At 60.9% G+C, this 16,201-nt stretch carries 17 protein-coding genes; 9 read left to right on the forward strand and 8 right to left on the reverse strand.

Features of this window, described 5'->3' with window-relative positions; all coding sequences use genetic code 11:
* Nucleotides 1-76: 76 nt before the first annotated feature.
* Both aqpZ and RA27_RS06940 read left to right on the forward strand, forming a co-directional pair.
* The gene (gene aqpZ / locus RA27_RS06935; protein ID WP_039536150.1) at nucleotides 77-766 is read left to right on the forward strand and encodes an aquaporin Z; all 690 of its coding nucleotides are present in this window, start codon (nucleotides 77-79) and stop codon (nucleotides 764-766) included.
* 96 nt (nucleotides 767-862) lie between these two features.
* Nucleotides 863-1,705 (forward strand): alpha/beta fold hydrolase, encoded by an 843-nt coding sequence (locus tag RA27_RS06940; protein ID WP_206539984.1) that lies wholly within the window; start codon nucleotides 863-865, stop codon nucleotides 1,703-1,705.
* A gap of 40 nt (nucleotides 1,706-1,745) precedes the next feature.
* Here the strand turns inward: RA27_RS06940 and RA27_RS06945 are convergent, their stop codons facing one another.
* Nucleotides 1,746-2,294, reverse strand: a complete 549-nt coding sequence (locus RA27_RS06945; protein ID WP_039536156.1) for a peptidylprolyl isomerase — start codon at nucleotides 2,292-2,294, stop codon at nucleotides 1,746-1,748.
* On the reverse strand, nucleotides 2,287-2,793 hold the full coding sequence (locus tag RA27_RS06950; RefSeq protein WP_039536158.1) for a peptidylprolyl isomerase: 507 nt from the start codon (nucleotides 2,791-2,793) through the stop codon (nucleotides 2,287-2,289). The genes RA27_RS06945 and RA27_RS06950 overlap by 8 nt, the downstream gene beginning before the upstream one ends.
* A gap of 136 nt (nucleotides 2,794-2,929) precedes the next feature.
* Here RA27_RS06950 and RA27_RS06955 point away from each other — a divergent pair, with 136 nt between their 5' ends.
* The 6 genes from RA27_RS06955 to RA27_RS06980 all read left to right on the forward strand — a co-directional run bounded on the left by RA27_RS06955 (nucleotide 2,930) and on the right by RA27_RS06980 (nucleotide 8,673).
* Nucleotides 2,930-4,120, forward strand: a complete 1,191-nt coding sequence (locus tag RA27_RS06955; protein ID WP_039536161.1) for a phosphoglycerate kinase — start codon at nucleotides 2,930-2,932, stop codon at nucleotides 4,118-4,120.
* A gap of 133 nt (nucleotides 4,121-4,253) precedes the next feature.
* Nucleotides 4,254-4,553, forward strand: a complete 300-nt coding sequence (locus RA27_RS06960; RefSeq protein ID WP_039536165.1) for a septum formation initiator family protein — start codon at nucleotides 4,254-4,256, stop codon at nucleotides 4,551-4,553.
* A 181-nt stretch (nucleotides 4,554-4,734) separates the two neighbouring features.
* The gene (gene pdhA, locus RA27_RS06965) at nucleotides 4,735-5,724 is read left to right on the forward strand and encodes a pyruvate dehydrogenase (acetyl-transferring) E1 component subunit alpha (protein ID WP_039536167.1); all 990 of its coding nucleotides are present in this window, start codon (nucleotides 4,735-4,737) and stop codon (nucleotides 5,722-5,724) included.
* Between the two features lie 15 nt (nucleotides 5,725-5,739).
* Nucleotides 5,740-7,113 carry a pyruvate dehydrogenase complex E1 component subunit beta gene (locus RA27_RS06970; RefSeq protein ID WP_039536171.1) on the forward strand — a complete coding sequence of 458 codons (1,374 nt, stop codon included), beginning with the start codon at nucleotides 5,740-5,742 and terminating at the stop codon, nucleotides 7,111-7,113.
* Nucleotides 7,113-7,373, forward strand: a complete 261-nt coding sequence (locus RA27_RS06975) for a hypothetical protein (protein WP_039536173.1) — start codon at nucleotides 7,113-7,115, stop codon at nucleotides 7,371-7,373. Before RA27_RS06970 ends, RA27_RS06975 begins: the two co-directional genes overlap by 1 nt.
* Nucleotide 7,374: 1 nt before the next feature.
* Entirely contained in the window at nucleotides 7,375-8,673 is a 1,299-nt protein-coding gene (locus tag RA27_RS06980) for a pyruvate dehydrogenase complex dihydrolipoamide acetyltransferase (RefSeq protein WP_039536176.1), read from the forward strand.
* Between the two features lie 72 nt (nucleotides 8,674-8,745).
* On the opposite strand, the gene cysE is transcribed toward RA27_RS06980, so the two are convergent.
* Entirely contained in the window at nucleotides 8,746-9,555 is an 810-nt protein-coding gene (cysE, locus tag RA27_RS06985; RefSeq protein WP_039536179.1) for a serine O-acetyltransferase, read from the reverse strand.
* A gap of 86 nt (nucleotides 9,556-9,641) precedes the next feature.
* Between cysE and RA27_RS06990 the strand changes: the two genes are divergently transcribed.
* Nucleotides 9,642-9,980 carry a TraR/DksA C4-type zinc finger protein gene (locus RA27_RS06990; RefSeq protein ID WP_039536181.1) on the forward strand — a complete coding sequence of 113 codons (339 nt, stop codon included), beginning with the start codon at nucleotides 9,642-9,644 and terminating at the stop codon, nucleotides 9,978-9,980.
* Here RA27_RS06990 and RA27_RS06995 read toward each other — a convergent pair.
* From RA27_RS06995 to RA27_RS07015, 5 genes are read right to left on the reverse strand one after another with little or no spacing between them, the layout of a single operon-like run.
* Complete coding sequence (locus RA27_RS06995) at nucleotides 9,961-10,257, reverse strand: hypothetical protein (protein WP_039536184.1); 297 nt, start codon at nucleotides 10,255-10,257, stop codon at nucleotides 9,961-9,963. The two genes, RA27_RS06990 and RA27_RS06995, sit on opposite strands and share 20 nt — an antisense overlap.
* Nucleotides 10,258-10,259: 2 nt before the next feature.
* Nucleotides 10,260-14,240 carry a glycoside hydrolase/phage tail family protein gene (locus RA27_RS07000; protein ID WP_039536186.1) on the reverse strand — a complete coding sequence of 1,327 codons (3,981 nt, stop codon included), beginning with the start codon at nucleotides 14,238-14,240 and terminating at the stop codon, nucleotides 10,260-10,262.
* The gene (locus tag RA27_RS07005) at nucleotides 14,240-14,680 is read right to left on the reverse strand and encodes an NlpC/P60 family protein (RefSeq protein ID WP_039536188.1); all 441 of its coding nucleotides are present in this window, start codon (nucleotides 14,678-14,680) and stop codon (nucleotides 14,240-14,242) included. Before RA27_RS07005 ends, RA27_RS07000 begins: the two co-directional genes overlap by 1 nt.
* Entirely contained in the window at nucleotides 14,680-15,564 is an 885-nt protein-coding gene (locus RA27_RS07010; protein ID WP_039536190.1) for a DUF2163 domain-containing protein, read from the reverse strand. Before RA27_RS07010 ends, RA27_RS07005 begins: the two co-directional genes overlap by 1 nt.
* Nucleotides 15,564-16,196, reverse strand: coding sequence for a DUF2460 domain-containing protein (locus tag RA27_RS07015; RefSeq protein WP_039536193.1), 633 nt, complete (start codon nucleotides 16,194-16,196; stop codon nucleotides 15,564-15,566). Before RA27_RS07015 ends, RA27_RS07010 begins: the two co-directional genes overlap by 1 nt.
* Between the last annotated feature and the right edge of the window lie 5 nt (nucleotides 16,197-16,201).

A 16,201-nucleotide genomic window follows, 5' to 3' on the forward strand; every position in this document is an offset into this window, starting at 1 on the left:
TTCCCCGTAGTAGTCCGTTTCACAAAATCCGCTTTTTGAATTAGACTGAAAGCCATTGTTTTTCGGAGGACTTTTCATGTCATCAAAACTCATGGCTGAATTCTTTGGCACCTTCTGGCTTGTGCTCGGCGGCTGCGGCAGCGCGGTGCTGGCAGCAGGTGTGGCCGATGTTGGTATCGGCTGGCTGGGCGTTGCGTTTGCCTTTGGCTTGACCGTGCTGACCATGGCCTTCGCGGTCGGACACATTTCAGGCGCGCATTTCAACCCCGCGGTCAGCCTTGGTCTGATGATCGGCGGACGCTTTCCCGCCAAGGATTTACTGCCCTACTGGGTCGCTCAGGTGATCGGTTCGATTGCGGCGGCGCTGGTGCTTTACATAGTCGTCAGCGGCGCACCGGGATTCGAAGGCGTCGGCAGTTTTGCCTCGAACGGGTATGGAGACGCCTCGCCCGGGGGGTATTCCCTTATGTCGGCGCTTGTGATCGAAATCGTCCTGACAGCGTTCTTCATCGTGATCATTCTGGGTGCAACCTCCAGCGGTGTCCCGGCAGGGTTCGCGCCGATTGCCATCGGTCTTGGGTTGACGCTGATCCACCTGATCTCGATCCCGGTCACGAACACTTCGGTCAATCCGGCCCGGTCCACCGGGGTAGCGCTGTTCGCGGACGGTCCCGCACTGGCGCAGCTTTGGATGTTCTGGGTCGCCCCCCTGATCGGCGGTACTGTTGGTGCGCTGATTTGGAGAGTGATGGCGTCGGAGGACTGATCGCCACGCGGGGGATCATTTCCCCCGCAAACCGAATTCCTGAGCTATCATCCCCGAAAACCAGCGCCTGATCCGCGCACAAACAGGGAGATGAAAATGTTCCGATTTATCACGGCTGCAATGATGGCCTTGGCAGCGACAACGGTGCTGGCGCAAGAAGCGTGGAAATCGATCCCCGAACCACCTGCGATGCCCGAGGCTGAAACAAGTGGCACTGCCAACGTCAATGGCATCGACATGTACTATGCCACCTATGGCACGTCGGACGGAATACCCGTGCTTTTGATCCACGGCGGTCTGGCCCATGGCGATATCTGGGCGGCTCAGGTGGCCGATCTGTCGCGCGACCACAAGGTGATCGTTGCGGATACACGCGGGCATGGTCGCTCCACCAATGACGGCAGCACTTACAGCTATGACCTTCTGGCGCGGGATTATCTGGCCCTGCTGGACCATCTGGGCATCGACAAGGTGCATCTGGTGGGATGGTCGGACGGGGCAAATATAGGCTACACGATCTCGACCGGCGCCCCGGAGCGGCTGGCCAGCCATTTCGCGCACGCGGGTAACGTCACGCTGGACGGCATCGATCCGTCGGTCGAACACAACGAAGTCTTTGGCGCCTATGTCGGGATGATGGCCGGCGATTACGCCGCGATGTCCCCCACCCCCGATGGGTTCGAGGCGTTTCTGGGCGGTGTTGCGGCCATGTGGGCCACGGAAAAGCCTGGTGGTCTTGAGGGGCTGGCCTCGGTCACCGTTCCCACTCTGGTCGTGCAAAGCGCCCATGACGAAGCGATCTTGACCGATCACTCAAAGGCGATTGCCGAGGCGATTCCCGGTGCCGACCTTCTGATACTGGAAGACGTGAGCCACTTTGCGTCATTCCAGCAGCCCGATGCATACACTCAGGCGATCCGCGATTTCATTGACCAGTAAGCGAATGACCCGGCACCACATTTGGCGCCGGGCTTGTTGCTTATTCTGTGACCGTCACTTTTTTCATAGCATCCGGCTGACCGATAACCGCGCCGTTGGGGCCATCGCCGCGCTTGATCGCGTCAACCACGTCCATCCCGTCAGTGACCTGGCCAACAACGGTATACTGGCCGTTCAGGAAAGGTCCGGGCTCAAACATGATGAAGAACTGCGAATTGGCGCTGTTAGGGTCCTGTGCCCGCGCCATGCCTACGACACCGCGGTCAAAGTTGTAGTCCGAGAACTCGGCAGGCAGATCGGGGCGGTCTGATCCACCCGTCCCCGCGCGACGCATGTCCGAACCCAGTCGGCCATGTTCGACATCGCCGGTCTGCGCCATGAAGCCATCGATGACACGGTGGAACACTACACCATCATACTGACCGGCGGCAGCCAGAGCTGTGATCTGCTCGACATGCTTGGGCGCGAGGTCTTCGAACAAATCGACGGTAACGGTGCCGTTTGCACCCTCTCCTTCAATCTCGATCTCAAGGCCCGTTGCCAGCGCCGGGCCGGCCAACAGGGCAAATACGGCGGCCAGTTTATGCATCGGCGGCCACCTTGACGCTGATCATGCGGTCGGGGCTTTGCGGCGGCTCACCACGAACGATGGCATCCACATGCTCCATCCCGTCGATGACGCGACCGTAAACGGTGTACTGACCGTTCAGGAAATGGTTGTCCTTGAAGTTGATGAAGAACTGCGAGTTTGCCGAATCCGGATTAGCCGAGCGCGCTGCACCCAGCGTGCCGCGATCATGGGGCAGTTTCGAGAACTCGGCCGGAACGTTCGGCAACGACGAACCGCCGGTGCCCGCCATACGAATGTTGAACCCGTCTTCCATGTCGCCATGCTGCACGTCGCCGGTTTGCGCCATGAACCCGTCGATCACACGGTGAAAGGCGACGTTGTCGTACTCGCCACCACGCGCCAGTTCCTTCATGCGAGCCGAATGCTGCGGAGCCACGTCGGGCAGCAGCTCAATCACGACATTGCCGCCCTTCAGCTCGATGATGATCGTGTTTTCGGGATCTTTGATCTCGGCCATCTGGCCCTCCTGTCTTTGAAACTTGCGCAAATACCTAAGACGCGAACGCGCGAATGCCAAGTGACGCATTGACCTGAGGGCAAAATGCAGGAAAAGAACCGCCTGAAACAGGATGCAATGGGCGAGGATAAGCGCGATGGGCTGGAAATCTCTGGACGATATGGATCTGAACGGCAAACGCGTTCTGGTGCGCGTGGATATCAACGTCCCCGTTGCGGATGGCGTCGTTACCGACGATACCCGCATCCAGCGGATCGTGCCAACGGTGCGCGACATCCTCGACGCGGGCGGTAAACCGATCCTGCTGGCCCATTTCGGTCGTCCGGGCGGTCAGCATGTGCCCGAGATGTCCTTGAAACAGCTTTTACCCGCACTCGAAACTGCATTCGGCGTTCCGGTGCGTTTTGCTGCTGATTGCGTCGGCTATGAGGCGGAAACCGCCGCAGCCAACCTGGCCAATGGTGAGGTCCTGCTGTTGGAAAACACCCGTTTCCATGCGGAAGAAACCAAGAACAGTGTGCCTCTTGCGGAAGGCATGGCGAAGCTGGGCGATATCTATTGCAACGACGCGTTCTCGGCCGCGCACCGCGCCCACAGCTCGACCGAAGCTCTGGCCCGGCTGCTGCCCGCCTGCGCCGGGCGTTTGATGCAGCAGGAACTGAGCGCGCTCGAAGCCGCGTTGGGCGCGCCCGAACGGCCCGTCACTGCGGTGGTCGGTGGTGCCAAGGTGTCAACCAAGCTGGATCTGCTGGGCAACCTGATCGAGAAAGTCGATTACCTGGTGATCGGCGGCGGCATGGCAAACACCTTCCTTGTAGCAAAGGGGCTGGACGTGGGTAAGTCTCTGGCCGAACATGCCATGACCGACACAGCCGCAGAGATCCTGAGTAAAGCCGAAACCTCAGGCTGCACCATAGTCCTGCCGCGTGACATCGTGGTGGCCGAGGCTTTTGAGGCCAACGCCCCCCATAAGGTTCTTCCCGCTGACCACTGCCCATCCGACGCCATGATTCTGGACGCTGGACCAGAGAGTGTGGCTGCAGTCTCCGAGGTGCTTGAAAAGAGCCAGACCCTGATCTGGAACGGCCCTCTGGGCGCTTTCGAACTGACCCCGTTTGACGCCGCTACAAATGCCGCCGCACTCAAGGCCGCGGCGCTGACCCGCGACGGCAAGCTGACATCCGTCGCTGGCGGCGGCGATACGGTCGCGGCACTTAATGCGTCCGGCGCGGCGGATGACTTTTCGTATATCTCGACGGCCGGCGGCGCGTTCCTCGAATGGATGGAAGGCAAGACATTGCCGGGTGTCGCCGCTTTGGATCAATAAGCTCCCCGGATAAGCGGGCTCCAGCTTTTTGTTCTCAGGGGGATTCACAAGCCGAATCACCTGTGACATAGTGCGGTCAGATGCCCGCCAAGGGCACGTTTCTGAGGCAGTTTGTTGTACGGTGGTTAATACGGTGACCCGTTCCTATCGGCCCGGTTTGGGTGCGTTCATATTCTTCTCGATCGCCTTCATGCTGGGCGTGTATTTCACCTTTGCCGCCGTACAGGGTGATTATGGCCTGTTCCGCAGGGTGGAAATCGCCGCTGAACGCGACGCACTGTCCCGGGACCTCATGCAGCTCAACGATGAAATCGCACAGATGGAGAACCTGACCCGCCGTCTGTCGGACACCTATCTGGACCTCGATCTGCTGGACCAGCAGGCGCGCTCGGTCCTCGGCATGATCCGCGCCGATGAAATCGTCATTCGTTGATGCAAATCGGAAGAAGATTTTTCGCAGAAAAATCTCCTGCACAAAACAATCTTCAAGACTTCACCCGCCGCATCGAACCGGCGCTGCCCCCGCGTCACATTAACACTCGCCAGATGGCGCGAAATGCTCTATGAGATAGTTTAACGCTAAACTATCTGTCCGAGAGGGGGAGATCGCCACCATGGCTGCGCGAAAAACCACAAAGAAACCAAATGTTTCTGCGGAGGAACTCAAGACCTACTACCGTGAGATGCTACTGATCCGCCGATTCGAGGAAAAGGCCGGTCAGCTCTATGGGATGGGTCTGATCGGCGGGTTCTGCCACCTTTATATCGGACAAGAGGCGGTTGTCGTCGGGCTGGAAGCGGCCGCTGAAGAAGGCGACAAGCGTATTACCTCGTATCGCGATCATGGTCATATGCTGGCCTGCGGCATGGACCCGGGCGGCGTGATGGCCGAACTGACCGGGCGCGAGGGCGGACTGTCCAAGGGCAAGGGCGGCTCAATGCACATGTTCTCGAAAGAGAAGCATTTCTATGGCGGCCACGGCATCGTTGGGGCGCAGGTTCCGCTGGGGGCTGGTCTGGCTTTCGCTGACAAGTACAAAGAGAATGGCCGCGTGACCTTCACCTATTTCGGGGACGGTGCCGCCAACCAGGGTCAGGTCTACGAGACATTCAACATGGCTGCCCTTTGGGACCTGCCGGTGGTGTTCGTGATCGAGAACAACCAGTACGCCATGGGAACGGCGCAGGCGCGTTCAACCTCGACCAAGGATATCTATCACCGTGGCGAGGCGTTCGGCATTCCCGGCGAAATCGTCAACGGCATGGATGTCATGGCGGTCAAGGAAGCCGGTCAAAAGGCGGTTGCCCACTGCCGCGCGGGCAAAGGCCCCTATATCCTCGAGGTCAAGACATACCGCTATCGCGGCCACTCGATGTCCGATCCGGCCAAATACCGCACCCGGGAAGAAGTTCAGAAGGTCCGCGAACACAGCGATCCCATCGATCACGTGCGCGATCTTCTGCTGTCCGGCAAGCACGCAACCGAGGATGACCTGAAAGCGATCGACAAAGAGATCAAGGCGGTCGTGAATCAGGCTGCCGAATTCTCAAAAGAAAGCCCCGAGCCGTCTCTGGACGAGCTCTGGACAGATATCTACGCCTGAGAGGACGAATAAGACATGGCAACCGAAATTCTCATGCCCGCCCTTTCGCCGACGATGGAAGAGGGTACGCTGGCCAAATGGCTGGTCAAGGAAGGCGACACAGTCTCCTCCGGCGACATCATGGCCGAGATCGAAACCGACAAGGCCACGATGGAGTTCGAAGCCGTTGATGAGGGCATCGTCGGCAAGATTCTGATCTCCGAGGGCACCGAAGGGGTCAAGGTCAATACGCCCATCGCCATTCTGGTCGAAGAAGGCGAAGACGCCTCGGCCCTGCCCGCGGCTGCACCCGCAGCCGCAGCGGTGGCCGAGGCCGCCCCTGCGGCGGTTGAGGCCCCCGCTCCTGCCGCAACAGCCCCGGCTGCTCCGGTTGTGGACCTGTCGCCCGATTGGCCTGCCGACGCCGAGATGGCGCAGCAAACCGTCCGCGAAGCCCTGCGCGATGCGATGGCCGAAGAAATGCGCGGTGACGAAGATGTCTATCTGATGGGCGAAGAAGTCGCTGAGTATCAGGGCGCATACAAAATCTCTCAGGGCCTGCTGGACGAATTCGGCTCCAAGCGCGTGATCGACACCCCGATCACCGAGCACGGCTTTACCGGTATCGCCGTCGGGTCGGCCTTTGGCGGGCTGAAACCGATTGTCGAGTTCATGACCTTCAACTTCGCGATGCAGGCGATTGACCAGATCATCAACTCTGCCGCCAAGACGCTTTATATGTCCGGCGGTCAGATGGGATGTCCCATCGTGTTCCGTGGCCCCAATGGCGCGGCTGCGCGTGTTGCGGCCCAGCACTCTCAGGACTACGCGGCGTGGTACATGCAGGTGCCCGGTCTGAAAGTGGTGATGCCCTATTCCGCAGCCGACGCAAAAGGCCTGTTGAAGTCCGCGATCCGCGATCCCAACCCGGTGGTCTTTCTGGAAAACGAAATCCTGTACGGACGCTCATTCGACGTGCCGCAGGTGGATGATCTGACCATTCCGCTGGGCAAAGCGCGTATCTGGCGTGAAGGATCGGACGTAACCATCGTCAGCTTCGGCATTGGTATGCAACTCGCCCTGGAAGCCGCCGACAAGCTGGCCGAAGACGGCATCAATGCCGAGGTCATCGACCTGCGCACCATCCGCCCGATGGACACGGGCGCGATCATCAACTCAGTGATGAAAACCAACCGTCTTGTGACCGTCGAAGAAGGCTGGCCTCAGGGCTCCGTCGGCAGCTACATCAGCTCGGTCGTGATGCAGGAGGCGTTCGATTACCTCGATGCCCCCGTCATCAACCTGACCGGCAAGGATGTCCCGATGCCTTACGCCGCAAACCTCGAGAAGCTGGCGTTGGTGACGACCGACGAGGTGATCGCGGCTGTGAAACAGGTGACCTACCGGTAATGGAGATCAGGGGCCGCGATCCAGCAACCGAATGCTACCGCGTCGAGCTCAGCCTCGACGACCAGATCGTGAAGGCGCTTGTGCCCGAACGGCTGGCGGCGGATATGCGGTTGATTGGCGCGCGGCCCTCTCACCAGACCGCTTATGTCTGGATGGCCGAGAACAAAGATAAAATCGAGGCTGCGATTGCGACGCTCGCACGTGGCACGGGGCGTCCCAGGGCGCCTTTTGACCAAATTACTTTGATTGAGGAGCGCTGAGATGCCCACCGAAATCCTGATGCCCGCCCTATCCCCGACGATGGAGGAAGGCACCCTTGCAAAATGGCTCGTCAAGGAAGGCGACACCGTCTCCTCCGGCGACCTGCTGGCCGAGATCGAAACCGACAAGGCCACGATGGAGTTTGAAGCCGTCGACGAAGGCACCATCGGCAAAATCCTGATCCCCGAAGGTACCGAGGGGGTCAAGGTCAACACCGCGATCGCGGTTCTGCTGGAAGACGGCGAAAGCGCCGATGACATCGCGGCCACGTCCGCCAAGGCTCCTGATGCGGCACCAGCCGCCGCGGGTAACGAGGCCGCCGCCCCAGCGGCACCCGAGGCGCCCGCCCCTGCCCCAGCAGCACCGGCCAAAGCGGATGGCGGTCGTATCTTCGCCTCACCTCTGGCGCGCCGGATCGCTGCGCAGAAAGGCCTCGATCTGGCACAGATCGCGGGCTCAGGTCCGCATGGCCGTATCGTCAAAGCTGATGTGGAAAGCGCCACAGCCGCACCCACCACGGCACCGGCGCCTGCCGCTGCAACCGCCCCTGCAGCCGCTGCTCCCGCTGGTCCATCGGCAGACGCCGTGGCCAAGATGTACGAAACCCGCGAGTACGAAGAGATCAAACTCGACGGTATGCGCAAAACCATCGCTGCGCGCCTGTCGGAGGCCAAACAAACCATCCCGCACTTCTATTTGCGCCGTGACATCAAGCTGGACGCACTGCTCAAGTTCCGCAGCCAGTTGAATAAACAGCTCGAAGGCCGGGGCGTGAAGCTCAGCGTCAACGACTTCATCATCAAGGCCGTCGCCAATGCGCTGCAACAGGTTCCTGAATGCAACGCCGTCTGGGCGGGTGATCGGGTGCTGCAGCTGAAACCTTCGGATGTGGCCGTTGCCGTCGCCATCGAGGGCGGATTGTTCACCCCGGTTCTGCAGGACGCCGACACCAAATCGCTGTCGGCGCTGTCGTCCGAGATGAAGGACCTTGCAGGCCGCGCCCGCGAGCGCAAGCTGGCCCCGCATGAGTACCAAGGCGGCACCTTCGCGGTCTCGAATCTGGGCATGTTCGGCATCGACAACTTCGACGCCATCGTGAACCCGCCGCACGCCGGAATTCTGGCGGTTGGTACTGGCCTCAAGAAACCCGTCGTGGGCGATGATGGCGAACTGACTGTCGCCACCGTCATGTCCGTGACCATGTCGGTCGATCACCGTGTCATCGACGGTGCGCTTGGCGCTCAGCTGCTGCAAGCCATCGTCGATAATCTGGAAAACCCTATGGTGATGTTGGCCTAAGCCAGCTGGAATACGCACAAAAAAAGGCCGCCTCGAACCCCGAGGCGGCCTTTTTCGTCTACTAACTCTGATTTACTGGTCTTTCCCCAGCATATGATCCATCGAGATTGACGGCTGATCGCACCCGGCCTCGCCCACGATCTTGGCGGGAATACCAGCAACCGTCGTGCAAGGCGGCACCTCCTGCAGCACCACTGATCCGGCGGCGATACGGCTGCAGTGGCCGACCTCGATATTGCCCAACACCTTGGCACCGGCACCGATCAGAACGCCATCGCCAATCGTCGGGTGGCGCTGTTCTTCTTCCTTGCCGGTCCCGCCCAAAGTCACCGAGTGCAGCATCGAGACATTGTCGCCCACAACCGCAGTCTCACCGATCACGATGGAATGCGCATGGTCAATCATGATGCCCTTGCCGATCCGGGCCGCAGGATGGATATCGATCCCGAAAATCTCGGACGAGCGCATCTGGAAGAAATAGGCCAGATCATTCCGCCCCGTGTTCCATAGCCAATGCGCCACCCGATAAGCCTGCATCGCCTGATAGCCCTTGAAATACAGGATCGGCTGCAGCAGGCGGTGGCAGGCCGGATCACGCTCATAGACAGCCATCAGATCGGCACGCGCGGCTTCGAGCAGCGACTTGTCGTCGGCATAGGCCTCATCCACGATCTCGCGCAGCACCATCATCGACATTTCGTTCGAACACAGCTTAGCCGAGATACGATAGGACAATGCCCTCTCAAGGCTGCGATGGTGCAGGATACAGGCATGTACCAACCCGCCCATCAGCGGCTCTTTTTCGACGGCTGCATGAGCCTCGGAGGTGATACGGTCCCAGACAGGGTCCACGGGCGTCACTTGGCTGCGCGTTTCAAACATGGCTTTTCATCCTTTGCTGCGCTTAGAATAGCCATCTAGTGGCAAAAACGCCAAACGCAAACCCTTGATGTGCACTACAACAAAAAATGAACACAGCCGACCTCGACCATTTCCGGCGTCTCATTCACCAGCGTCTCAGCGATCTGGCCGCACAGTCAGCTGCCGGTCAGGATGCGCAATCGGTGGTGGAACTGGACCAGCAGGCGGTTGGTCGGCTCAGCCGGATGGACGCCTTGCAAAATCAGGCCATGGCGAAAGCTCAGCAGGTTCGGCGAGACGCCGAGGTGCACCGCCTTCAGGCTGCTTTGGTCCGCATGGACGAGGACGAATTCGGGTATTGCGAAGATTGCGGTGACGAAATTGCGCGCGGTCGCCTGGAACTTGACCTTGCAGCATCCAAATGTGTCAGCTGCGCGGCCGGTTAATGTGAAACCGGATCAGGCTCTGCAGAACCATCTCGAAACACTGACAATATTGCAGGTCATCAAATCCAGGCTCATCTGCCAGAACACGGCTGCGCGCGGCTGCCATTAATGAGCCGTTCCCATAGAACGGATGCAACCGGCCCGTCATGGCGACATGCCGGTCGGCCAGTTCGGCCTCAGCAATCATACGCGCGCTCAGACGATCGCGCTGGGGTGGCGACGCGGCCAGCAAAGCCCGCGCCGCCGCGCTGATATCTCCGTGCAGGATCGGTCTCACAGTTACCCAACCGTGAGATGGGCAAACGCACCGGGCCCATAGGTGGCCGAAACCTGCGCGACCGCGATGTCATAGGCCCCAGTCAGCCCATCCTCGGATTTCATCGCAGCGGAGTACTGCCAGATCGGCGCGTCAGAGACAGTCTCGCGCAGCAAAGCACCTTGGGCGAATATGCGGATCAGATAAGATTCGCTTTCTTCTCCCAGCGGTACCTCAAGCCCATTCCAGTCGTCTCCATCGATCCGGGTTCGACGTATCCATGTGATGTCATCTCCGGCACCCGACGCGGATACGCGCAAATGCACCGGCGCATAGGGTCTCAGGCCGTTGCCATCGAACGCCTCGACCAAATGCACATAGGCCGGGTCCTCGTAGCCACGCGTTGCAGGGCCGATACGATAGTGTTTCGCCACACGCCGTTCAGTGCGCAACAGCCCGGTCTGATAAACGCGTTCGTCCAGCAGAACAAAGGTCGACCCGTCCGGCCAGACGTCGGGCATCAGTGCATCCGTACCCAGTTGTCCACGCAACCGACCTGACAAGTTATAAACGCCGGTCTCCTGCAGGGCGGCCTCGGAGAACTGAAACAGTTCCCAATTGCCGGGTGTCCCATCGCCAATCGCCGCCAGATTGGCACCGCTCAGCAGGGCCGAGCGCGGGCGCGATTCCAACAATCCGTCGACCAGATTGACCCGCAACGCGGCCCCCTCGTCCCAAAGACCCGCACTCGCACGTCGCAGCGGGGTTTCCGTGAAACCGATCACCGCCTGCCCCGCAATCACCTGATGAAGCGTGTAATCCTCATCCTGCGCGGCCGAATAAACCGCTACGCTACCGGGCCAGGGCTCGGCCGAAATCGCCAGATAGGGCGCATGGGGCGCCTCGGACCCCGTGATCAGCGGCAGGTCCATGAACACCGGCAGGACAGGTACCGGAGCAATAAACGGCTTGGCCGCCGCGACATCATCCAGCACGTCAGACGGCGTATAAACACCCGGTTCGATCCTCACCGCATCGGCCAGTTGCATCTCGGCCTGTTCCAGCCGGTCGATCCGATACAGCGCGCTGTCCCCGGTTCCGGGCAGGCGCACCACATCCCCGGCTCCGATATCCAGCAGCGACGGCGGCAGTGCGAACCGGGCCGTCTCGCGCGAGATGCGGGATTCGCTCAGCCAACGTTCGACCGTTTGCCGCCCCTCGGCACGGGTCATCGACAGCGGCATTTCATTGACCGCAACCGCATGGGTTCTGTCATCCGGCAAGACGGCCTCCTCGGCGACCACATCGTGATCCGCATCGGATTGGACAAACCGCAGGCGCACGCGCCCGGTCATCTCGGCCTCGGCCTCGCGACGATGCTCGACCGGTCCGTCGATATCCGAGTTGATCGCGATCCGTTCGGGGTCCAGATCATGAGCACGACGTCCATCTCGGGTTCTGAACTCCAACACCCCGTCGCGCTCAATCGCATCGAACCCGTAGCGCAGCATCAGCGGCTGCAAAGCCTGCCGGGCGTTCATCACGTCCTCGACCGCATAACCACGCACGACACCATAGAGCGCCGAGACATCGATATCCGTGACCCCAGCTCCGTGGCAGATCTCGGTCACAACCGAGGCCAATGTCCGCGAGCCGGATCGTCCGTTCAACCAGTGCCCTCGCGCATAATTGTCACCATCGCTCCATTGCGACCGCAGGTTGGGGAAGGTCGGAAAGGGCCGTGCATCCCATGCCCAGACAAAAGCGTTTGTGAGATCCACCATCGGACCGTCGTAGATGTCCGATACCGGGTTGATCTGCGGGTCGCTCCAATATCCCAAAACCGCCCTGAGGTATTGAACCATAATAAAGTCGTCTCGTACCCCGTTGGAATAACTTGGCAAATCCGATTCCGACGATTTCGGGTCCAGAAACTTGTTCGGCTGGTTCGTACCCTTGTCGATGGCCGCGCAGCCCAATTCGGTGAACCAGATCGGCTTGGAACCCGGAACCCAATCCGTGGGGCTTTCCTGTCGCACGCCGCCGATCCGTTCGTGATGGCGGTTCGCCCACCAGTTGCGCACATCCTTGTACCGCCAGACCCAGGGCTCACCATGCGCGTCATCCGTGATTGGCGCCCTTATCTGCGCCTCGGCTTCCTCGGGCGAGGCGTAGTACCAGTCATACCCCTCGCCGCCTTCGATATTTCCGCGCAGATAGTCCAGATCGTAGATCGACCCGTTTGAGGCCTCAGCGTCCAGATGCGAGGCCCCGTCCCGCCAATCGGACAATGGCATGTAATTGTCGATGCCGACAAAATCGATATCTTCATCCGCCCAGAGCGGATCGAGATGGAAATACCGGTCTCCGCTGCCGTCCTGAGGCTGATATCCAAAATACTCGGTCCAGTCGGCAGCGTACCCAATCTTGGTTTCAGAACCCAGGATTGCGCGCACGTCCCTCGCCAATGCCCGCAGTTCTGCAACCGCCGCAAAACCCGATGCCCCGCGAATTTGCGTCAGCCCCCGCAATTCTGATCCGATACAGAACGACTCCACGCCTCCCGCCGCCTTGCACAATGCGGCGTAATGCAGAATGAACCGTCGCAATCCCCATTCATTGGGGCCGCGATAGATCACCTTGCTGCCGCTGGTCGAAAAATGCGACGCACGCGCGGTTCCGAAGAACGCCGCGACCTGCGCATCCGCATCGGCGCTCTGATCCGGCGATCCCGGCCGTCCCGGAGCCACATCCAGCGTAATCCGGCCCCGCCACGGCAAATGCGGCTGATCCGACGCATCTGACCACGGATCGGGCAGGCCATTGCCCTCTAGCTGCTCCATCAGAATGAACGGGTAAAACATGACCCGTTTGCCTTGGGCTTTCAGATGTTGGATCGCCTGCACGACTGCCCTATCCGCCGGTGTGCCGCCATAGACCGGGCGCCCGTCCTCCCATTGCACCTGGCCTGCCGCCGCGCGGGACAGGCCCGAAACGCTCCAGGGCATGTTTGCGCCTTCGATATTCTTGCGCTCGACCTTGGGCCGGATCTGGCATTCTCCGCAGCGCAGATCATCACCGAACCACGACACAATCAACGAGGCCGCCTCGCAGCCCGGCAATTCGCGGCTCAGCGCGTGGGTCGAGGTCACAAGATCGGATTTACCCGATGGCGAATTGACATTCGCCGCCCAACTACGTCCCCGGCCCTTAGTGTAATTAACCTGAGACGCCGCCAGCGCGTATTCACCCGTCCCCGGCATCAGCGCCACGCCCTTGATGATGCGCGACAGAGCATCCTCGGCATCCGGCATTCCGTTTTGCTCCTGCCGCACCACCTCGAACGAGAATTGCGGCACGCGATTGCCAAAGGGGGCCAGCGCCAAGTCTTCGATCACCACATAAGCCGTGCCGCGATAGGCGGGCACCGTACCTGCCCCTTCGACCGCCTCGATGAGGGGATCGGGCAGTTGCTCGTGATCGCCACGATAGATCCGCATGTTCAGACTTCTGCGCTCAACCTCTTCGCCATCGGCCCAGACGCGCGTGACATCCGCAACCTCGCCTGCGCCTACGGCAATCGCCAGCGACACCGAATAGCTGTAGCTATGTGTCGTCGTGGTTGTCGTCACCTCGACGGGCTTGGGTTTGCCTTTACCCCCGCCTCCACCACCAGAAGTTTGCGTCGTGGTGGATGTAGATCGGGTTTCCAGAAAGTCCGAGGCCCAGATGACCTGCCCTCCAACCCGCATCCGGCCGTAGACCGTCGCAACGGTCGCACCCTCTCCGGTTTCGGTCAAACGGAAACGATCCAGGCGCCCGGTCTCGACCACCTCGCTGCCGCCACCCATTACGGACTGGCTGGCCATCAGCCGGTTGTCGATCACCCGCCCCAGCGTCGCGCCCACCGCGCGGCCGATCACCGCCGTCGAGAGACCCGCAACCGTGCCCCCGATCGAGCCCCCAATCGCCGCGCCCGCGGCAGACAGAACTATGGTAGCCATCAGAGGTCCTCCAGCGGGAATGCGAAACAGGCGACAACGCGGCGACGCCACGGTTCGCTCAGCGTGTTTTCGACAACGCCATGCCCGGTATAGGCATGGATGAACCGCAACGGGTCCGGCGCACTGACGATGCCGAGATGCTTGGCGACCGCCGCATCCCGCATCCGAAACAGCAATACGTCCCCCTGGGCCATGTCCTCGGGCGATTTCTCGATCAGATGGCGGCGGGCGGCGGCCCACATGCGCTCCTCGCCCTGCGGCTCGGACCAGTCCATGCTGTAGACCGGCACAGCCTCGGGCTCATGCCCCATTACCCCGCGCCAGACCCCGCGCAGCAGGCCCAGGCAATCGGCACCCGCACCGCGCACCGAGGCCTGATGCACGTAGGGCGTGCCCAGCCATGCCCGCGCTTCGTTGACGATATCTTGCTGTGTCTGCATCACCGCCTGCTCCCCCCTTTGTGTTGGCTGCTGCGCTTGGGCACGGCCATGACCCAGTCTTCGTGTGGCAGGTCAGGGAAACCCTGAAAGTTCAGCATGTTGTTGAACTTCAACCGACAAGTGGTCATGCGCTTGTCGCACCCGGCGGTCAGCTGGACCCGGTCCCCCACCGCCAGCCCGCCGCCAATCGACGACCACAGCGTAACGTCGCGCCCATCTCGGACCGGTTCATCCAGCTTGATCGAAGCCCAAAGGCCTTGCGCAGCGCCGTCCAGCACATCAAGCCTGCCGCGTTCAAACCAACCCGCGTCAGAATTCTCATTTCCTCGCAAACGCAGAGCCGTACCGTCCAGCGCAACAATTTCAGCCTCGGCGCGATAGCCCGGCGTCTCCAGCGCAAAGCGGCACATCTTATCGCCCAGAACAGCCGTACAGGGCTTCTGGTAAATCCGCCCCAATGGCCGGTTCAGCAGATCGGTCAGCCCGCGCAATTCCGCATGGAACGCCCCGCCTGCGCGGCGCAACTCACCGATCGAGCCACGAAACTGCAGCATCCGCTGCTCGGGGTCGGCCCAATTGACCAGCCAGGCCCGCACCTCGGCCCCGTCAAAACGCCCCGCTTCGATATCCTCTTCCCGGACCGCGGCATCCGACAGAGCGCCCATCGCCTCGGTATTGTCGATCGACAAGCCTGTCGCCTGTTCGATGGCTGCCGCGGTCAGGCCGGTGCTGGCCTTGAAGGCCAGCCCGTCAAAGTTCAGTTCCATGTCGTGATCGGTAAAGCCAAAGGTCTGCCCATCGCTGCGCGTGATCGCCCAGCAGCGGCAGGTCGTGGTCAGACCGCTCTTTAGATGCGCCTGCAGCGCCTGTTTGTCGCCGCTCATCAGACCCGCACCTCGACCACCGGCACGTTCGGCACATCGCCTGCCTGAAAGCTGGCGACACTGGTCTGGATCTTGTCGGTATCGAACCGAACTGGGACGTCAAACTCGAACCCGGCGGTGATCTCGACCTGTTCGGGCGGAGGTGTGGTGAACATCACCCGCCCGGTCGCCAGATCGACCTCAAAATCGACGCCTTCGCGCTGCGCATCCTGATCCAGCCCCAGCGTCACGGTCCCCAGCACCGGCTTCAGGATCGGTCGCACATAGCTGAACCCGCCCGAGCTGTAGGTCTTGATCAGCTGAAAATCGGTCGTTTCTCCATCGCCCCGCGCAATGACCTGATCACCCTTGTCGACCTCAGCCGTTGCTGCGCCAGACTTGAAATCCGACCAGTCCTTCCAGCGAAAGCCAAACATCTGCCCCTGCCGCGCCTCAAAGAACGAGATCAACGTCTCGACATCGTCTAGCGACCGCATCCCCAGCCCGGCATCATAACGCCTGCGCGAATGCGCCCAGGGCGTGTTGCGTTCTTCGAACCCGTTGGCCAGCGTCACGATATCCGTGCGCCGTTCCGGTCCCCCGACCGAGCCGAAACTCAGGCTGGCGGGAAATCTCACCTCGTGGAAATTCATCACCT

It is taken from the genome of Ruegeria sp. ANG-R (genome assembly GCF_000813985.1).
Lineage (GTDB): Bacteria > Pseudomonadota > Alphaproteobacteria > Rhodobacterales > Rhodobacteraceae > Ruegeria.

What these genes read in the sequence shown, in the direction of transcription:
- aqpZ (WP_039536150.1), top strand. Translation starts at nt 77, where the DNA reads ATGTCATCAAAACTCATGGCTGAATTCTTTGGCACCTTCTGGCTTGTG.
- RA27_RS06940 (WP_206539984.1), top strand. Translation starts at nt 863, where the DNA reads ATGTTCCGATTTATCACGGCTGCAATGATGGCCTTGGCAGCGACAACG.
- RA27_RS06945 (WP_039536156.1), bottom strand. Translation starts at nt 2,294, where the DNA reads ATGCATAAACTGGCCGCCGTATTTGCCCTGTTGGCCGGCCCGGCGCTG.
- RA27_RS06950 (WP_039536158.1), bottom strand. Translation starts at nt 2,793, where the DNA reads ATGGCCGAGATCAAAGATCCCGAAAACACGATCATCATCGAGCTGAAG.
- RA27_RS06955 (WP_039536161.1), top strand. Translation starts at nt 2,930, where the DNA reads ATGGGCTGGAAATCTCTGGACGATATGGATCTGAACGGCAAACGCGTT.
- pdhA (WP_039536167.1), top strand. Translation starts at nt 4,735, where the DNA reads ATGGCTGCGCGAAAAACCACAAAGAAACCAAATGTTTCTGCGGAGGAA.
- RA27_RS06970 (WP_039536171.1), top strand. Translation starts at nt 5,740, where the DNA reads ATGGCAACCGAAATTCTCATGCCCGCCCTTTCGCCGACGATGGAAGAG.
- RA27_RS06975 (WP_039536173.1), top strand. Translation starts at nt 7,113, where the DNA reads ATGGAGATCAGGGGCCGCGATCCAGCAACCGAATGCTACCGCGTCGAG.
- RA27_RS06980 (WP_039536176.1), top strand. Translation starts at nt 7,375, where the DNA reads ATGCCCACCGAAATCCTGATGCCCGCCCTATCCCCGACGATGGAGGAA.
- cysE (WP_039536179.1), bottom strand. Translation starts at nt 9,555, where the DNA reads ATGTTTGAAACGCGCAGCCAAGTGACGCCCGTGGACCCTGTCTGGGAC.
- RA27_RS06990 (WP_039536181.1), top strand. Translation starts at nt 9,642, where the DNA reads ATGAACACAGCCGACCTCGACCATTTCCGGCGTCTCATTCACCAGCGT.
- RA27_RS07000 (WP_039536186.1), bottom strand. Translation starts at nt 14,240, where the DNA reads ATGGCTACCATAGTTCTGTCTGCCGCGGGCGCGGCGATTGGGGGCTCG.
- RA27_RS07005 (WP_039536188.1), bottom strand. Translation starts at nt 14,680, where the DNA reads ATGCAGACACAGCAAGATATCGTCAACGAAGCGCGGGCATGGCTGGGC.
- RA27_RS07010 (WP_039536190.1), bottom strand. Translation starts at nt 15,564, where the DNA reads ATGAGCGGCGACAAACAGGCGCTGCAGGCGCATCTAAAGAGCGGTCTG.
- RA27_RS07015 (WP_039536193.1), bottom strand. Translation starts at nt 16,196, where the DNA reads ATGAATTTCCACGAGGTGAGATTTCCCGCCAGCCTGAGTTTCGGCTCG.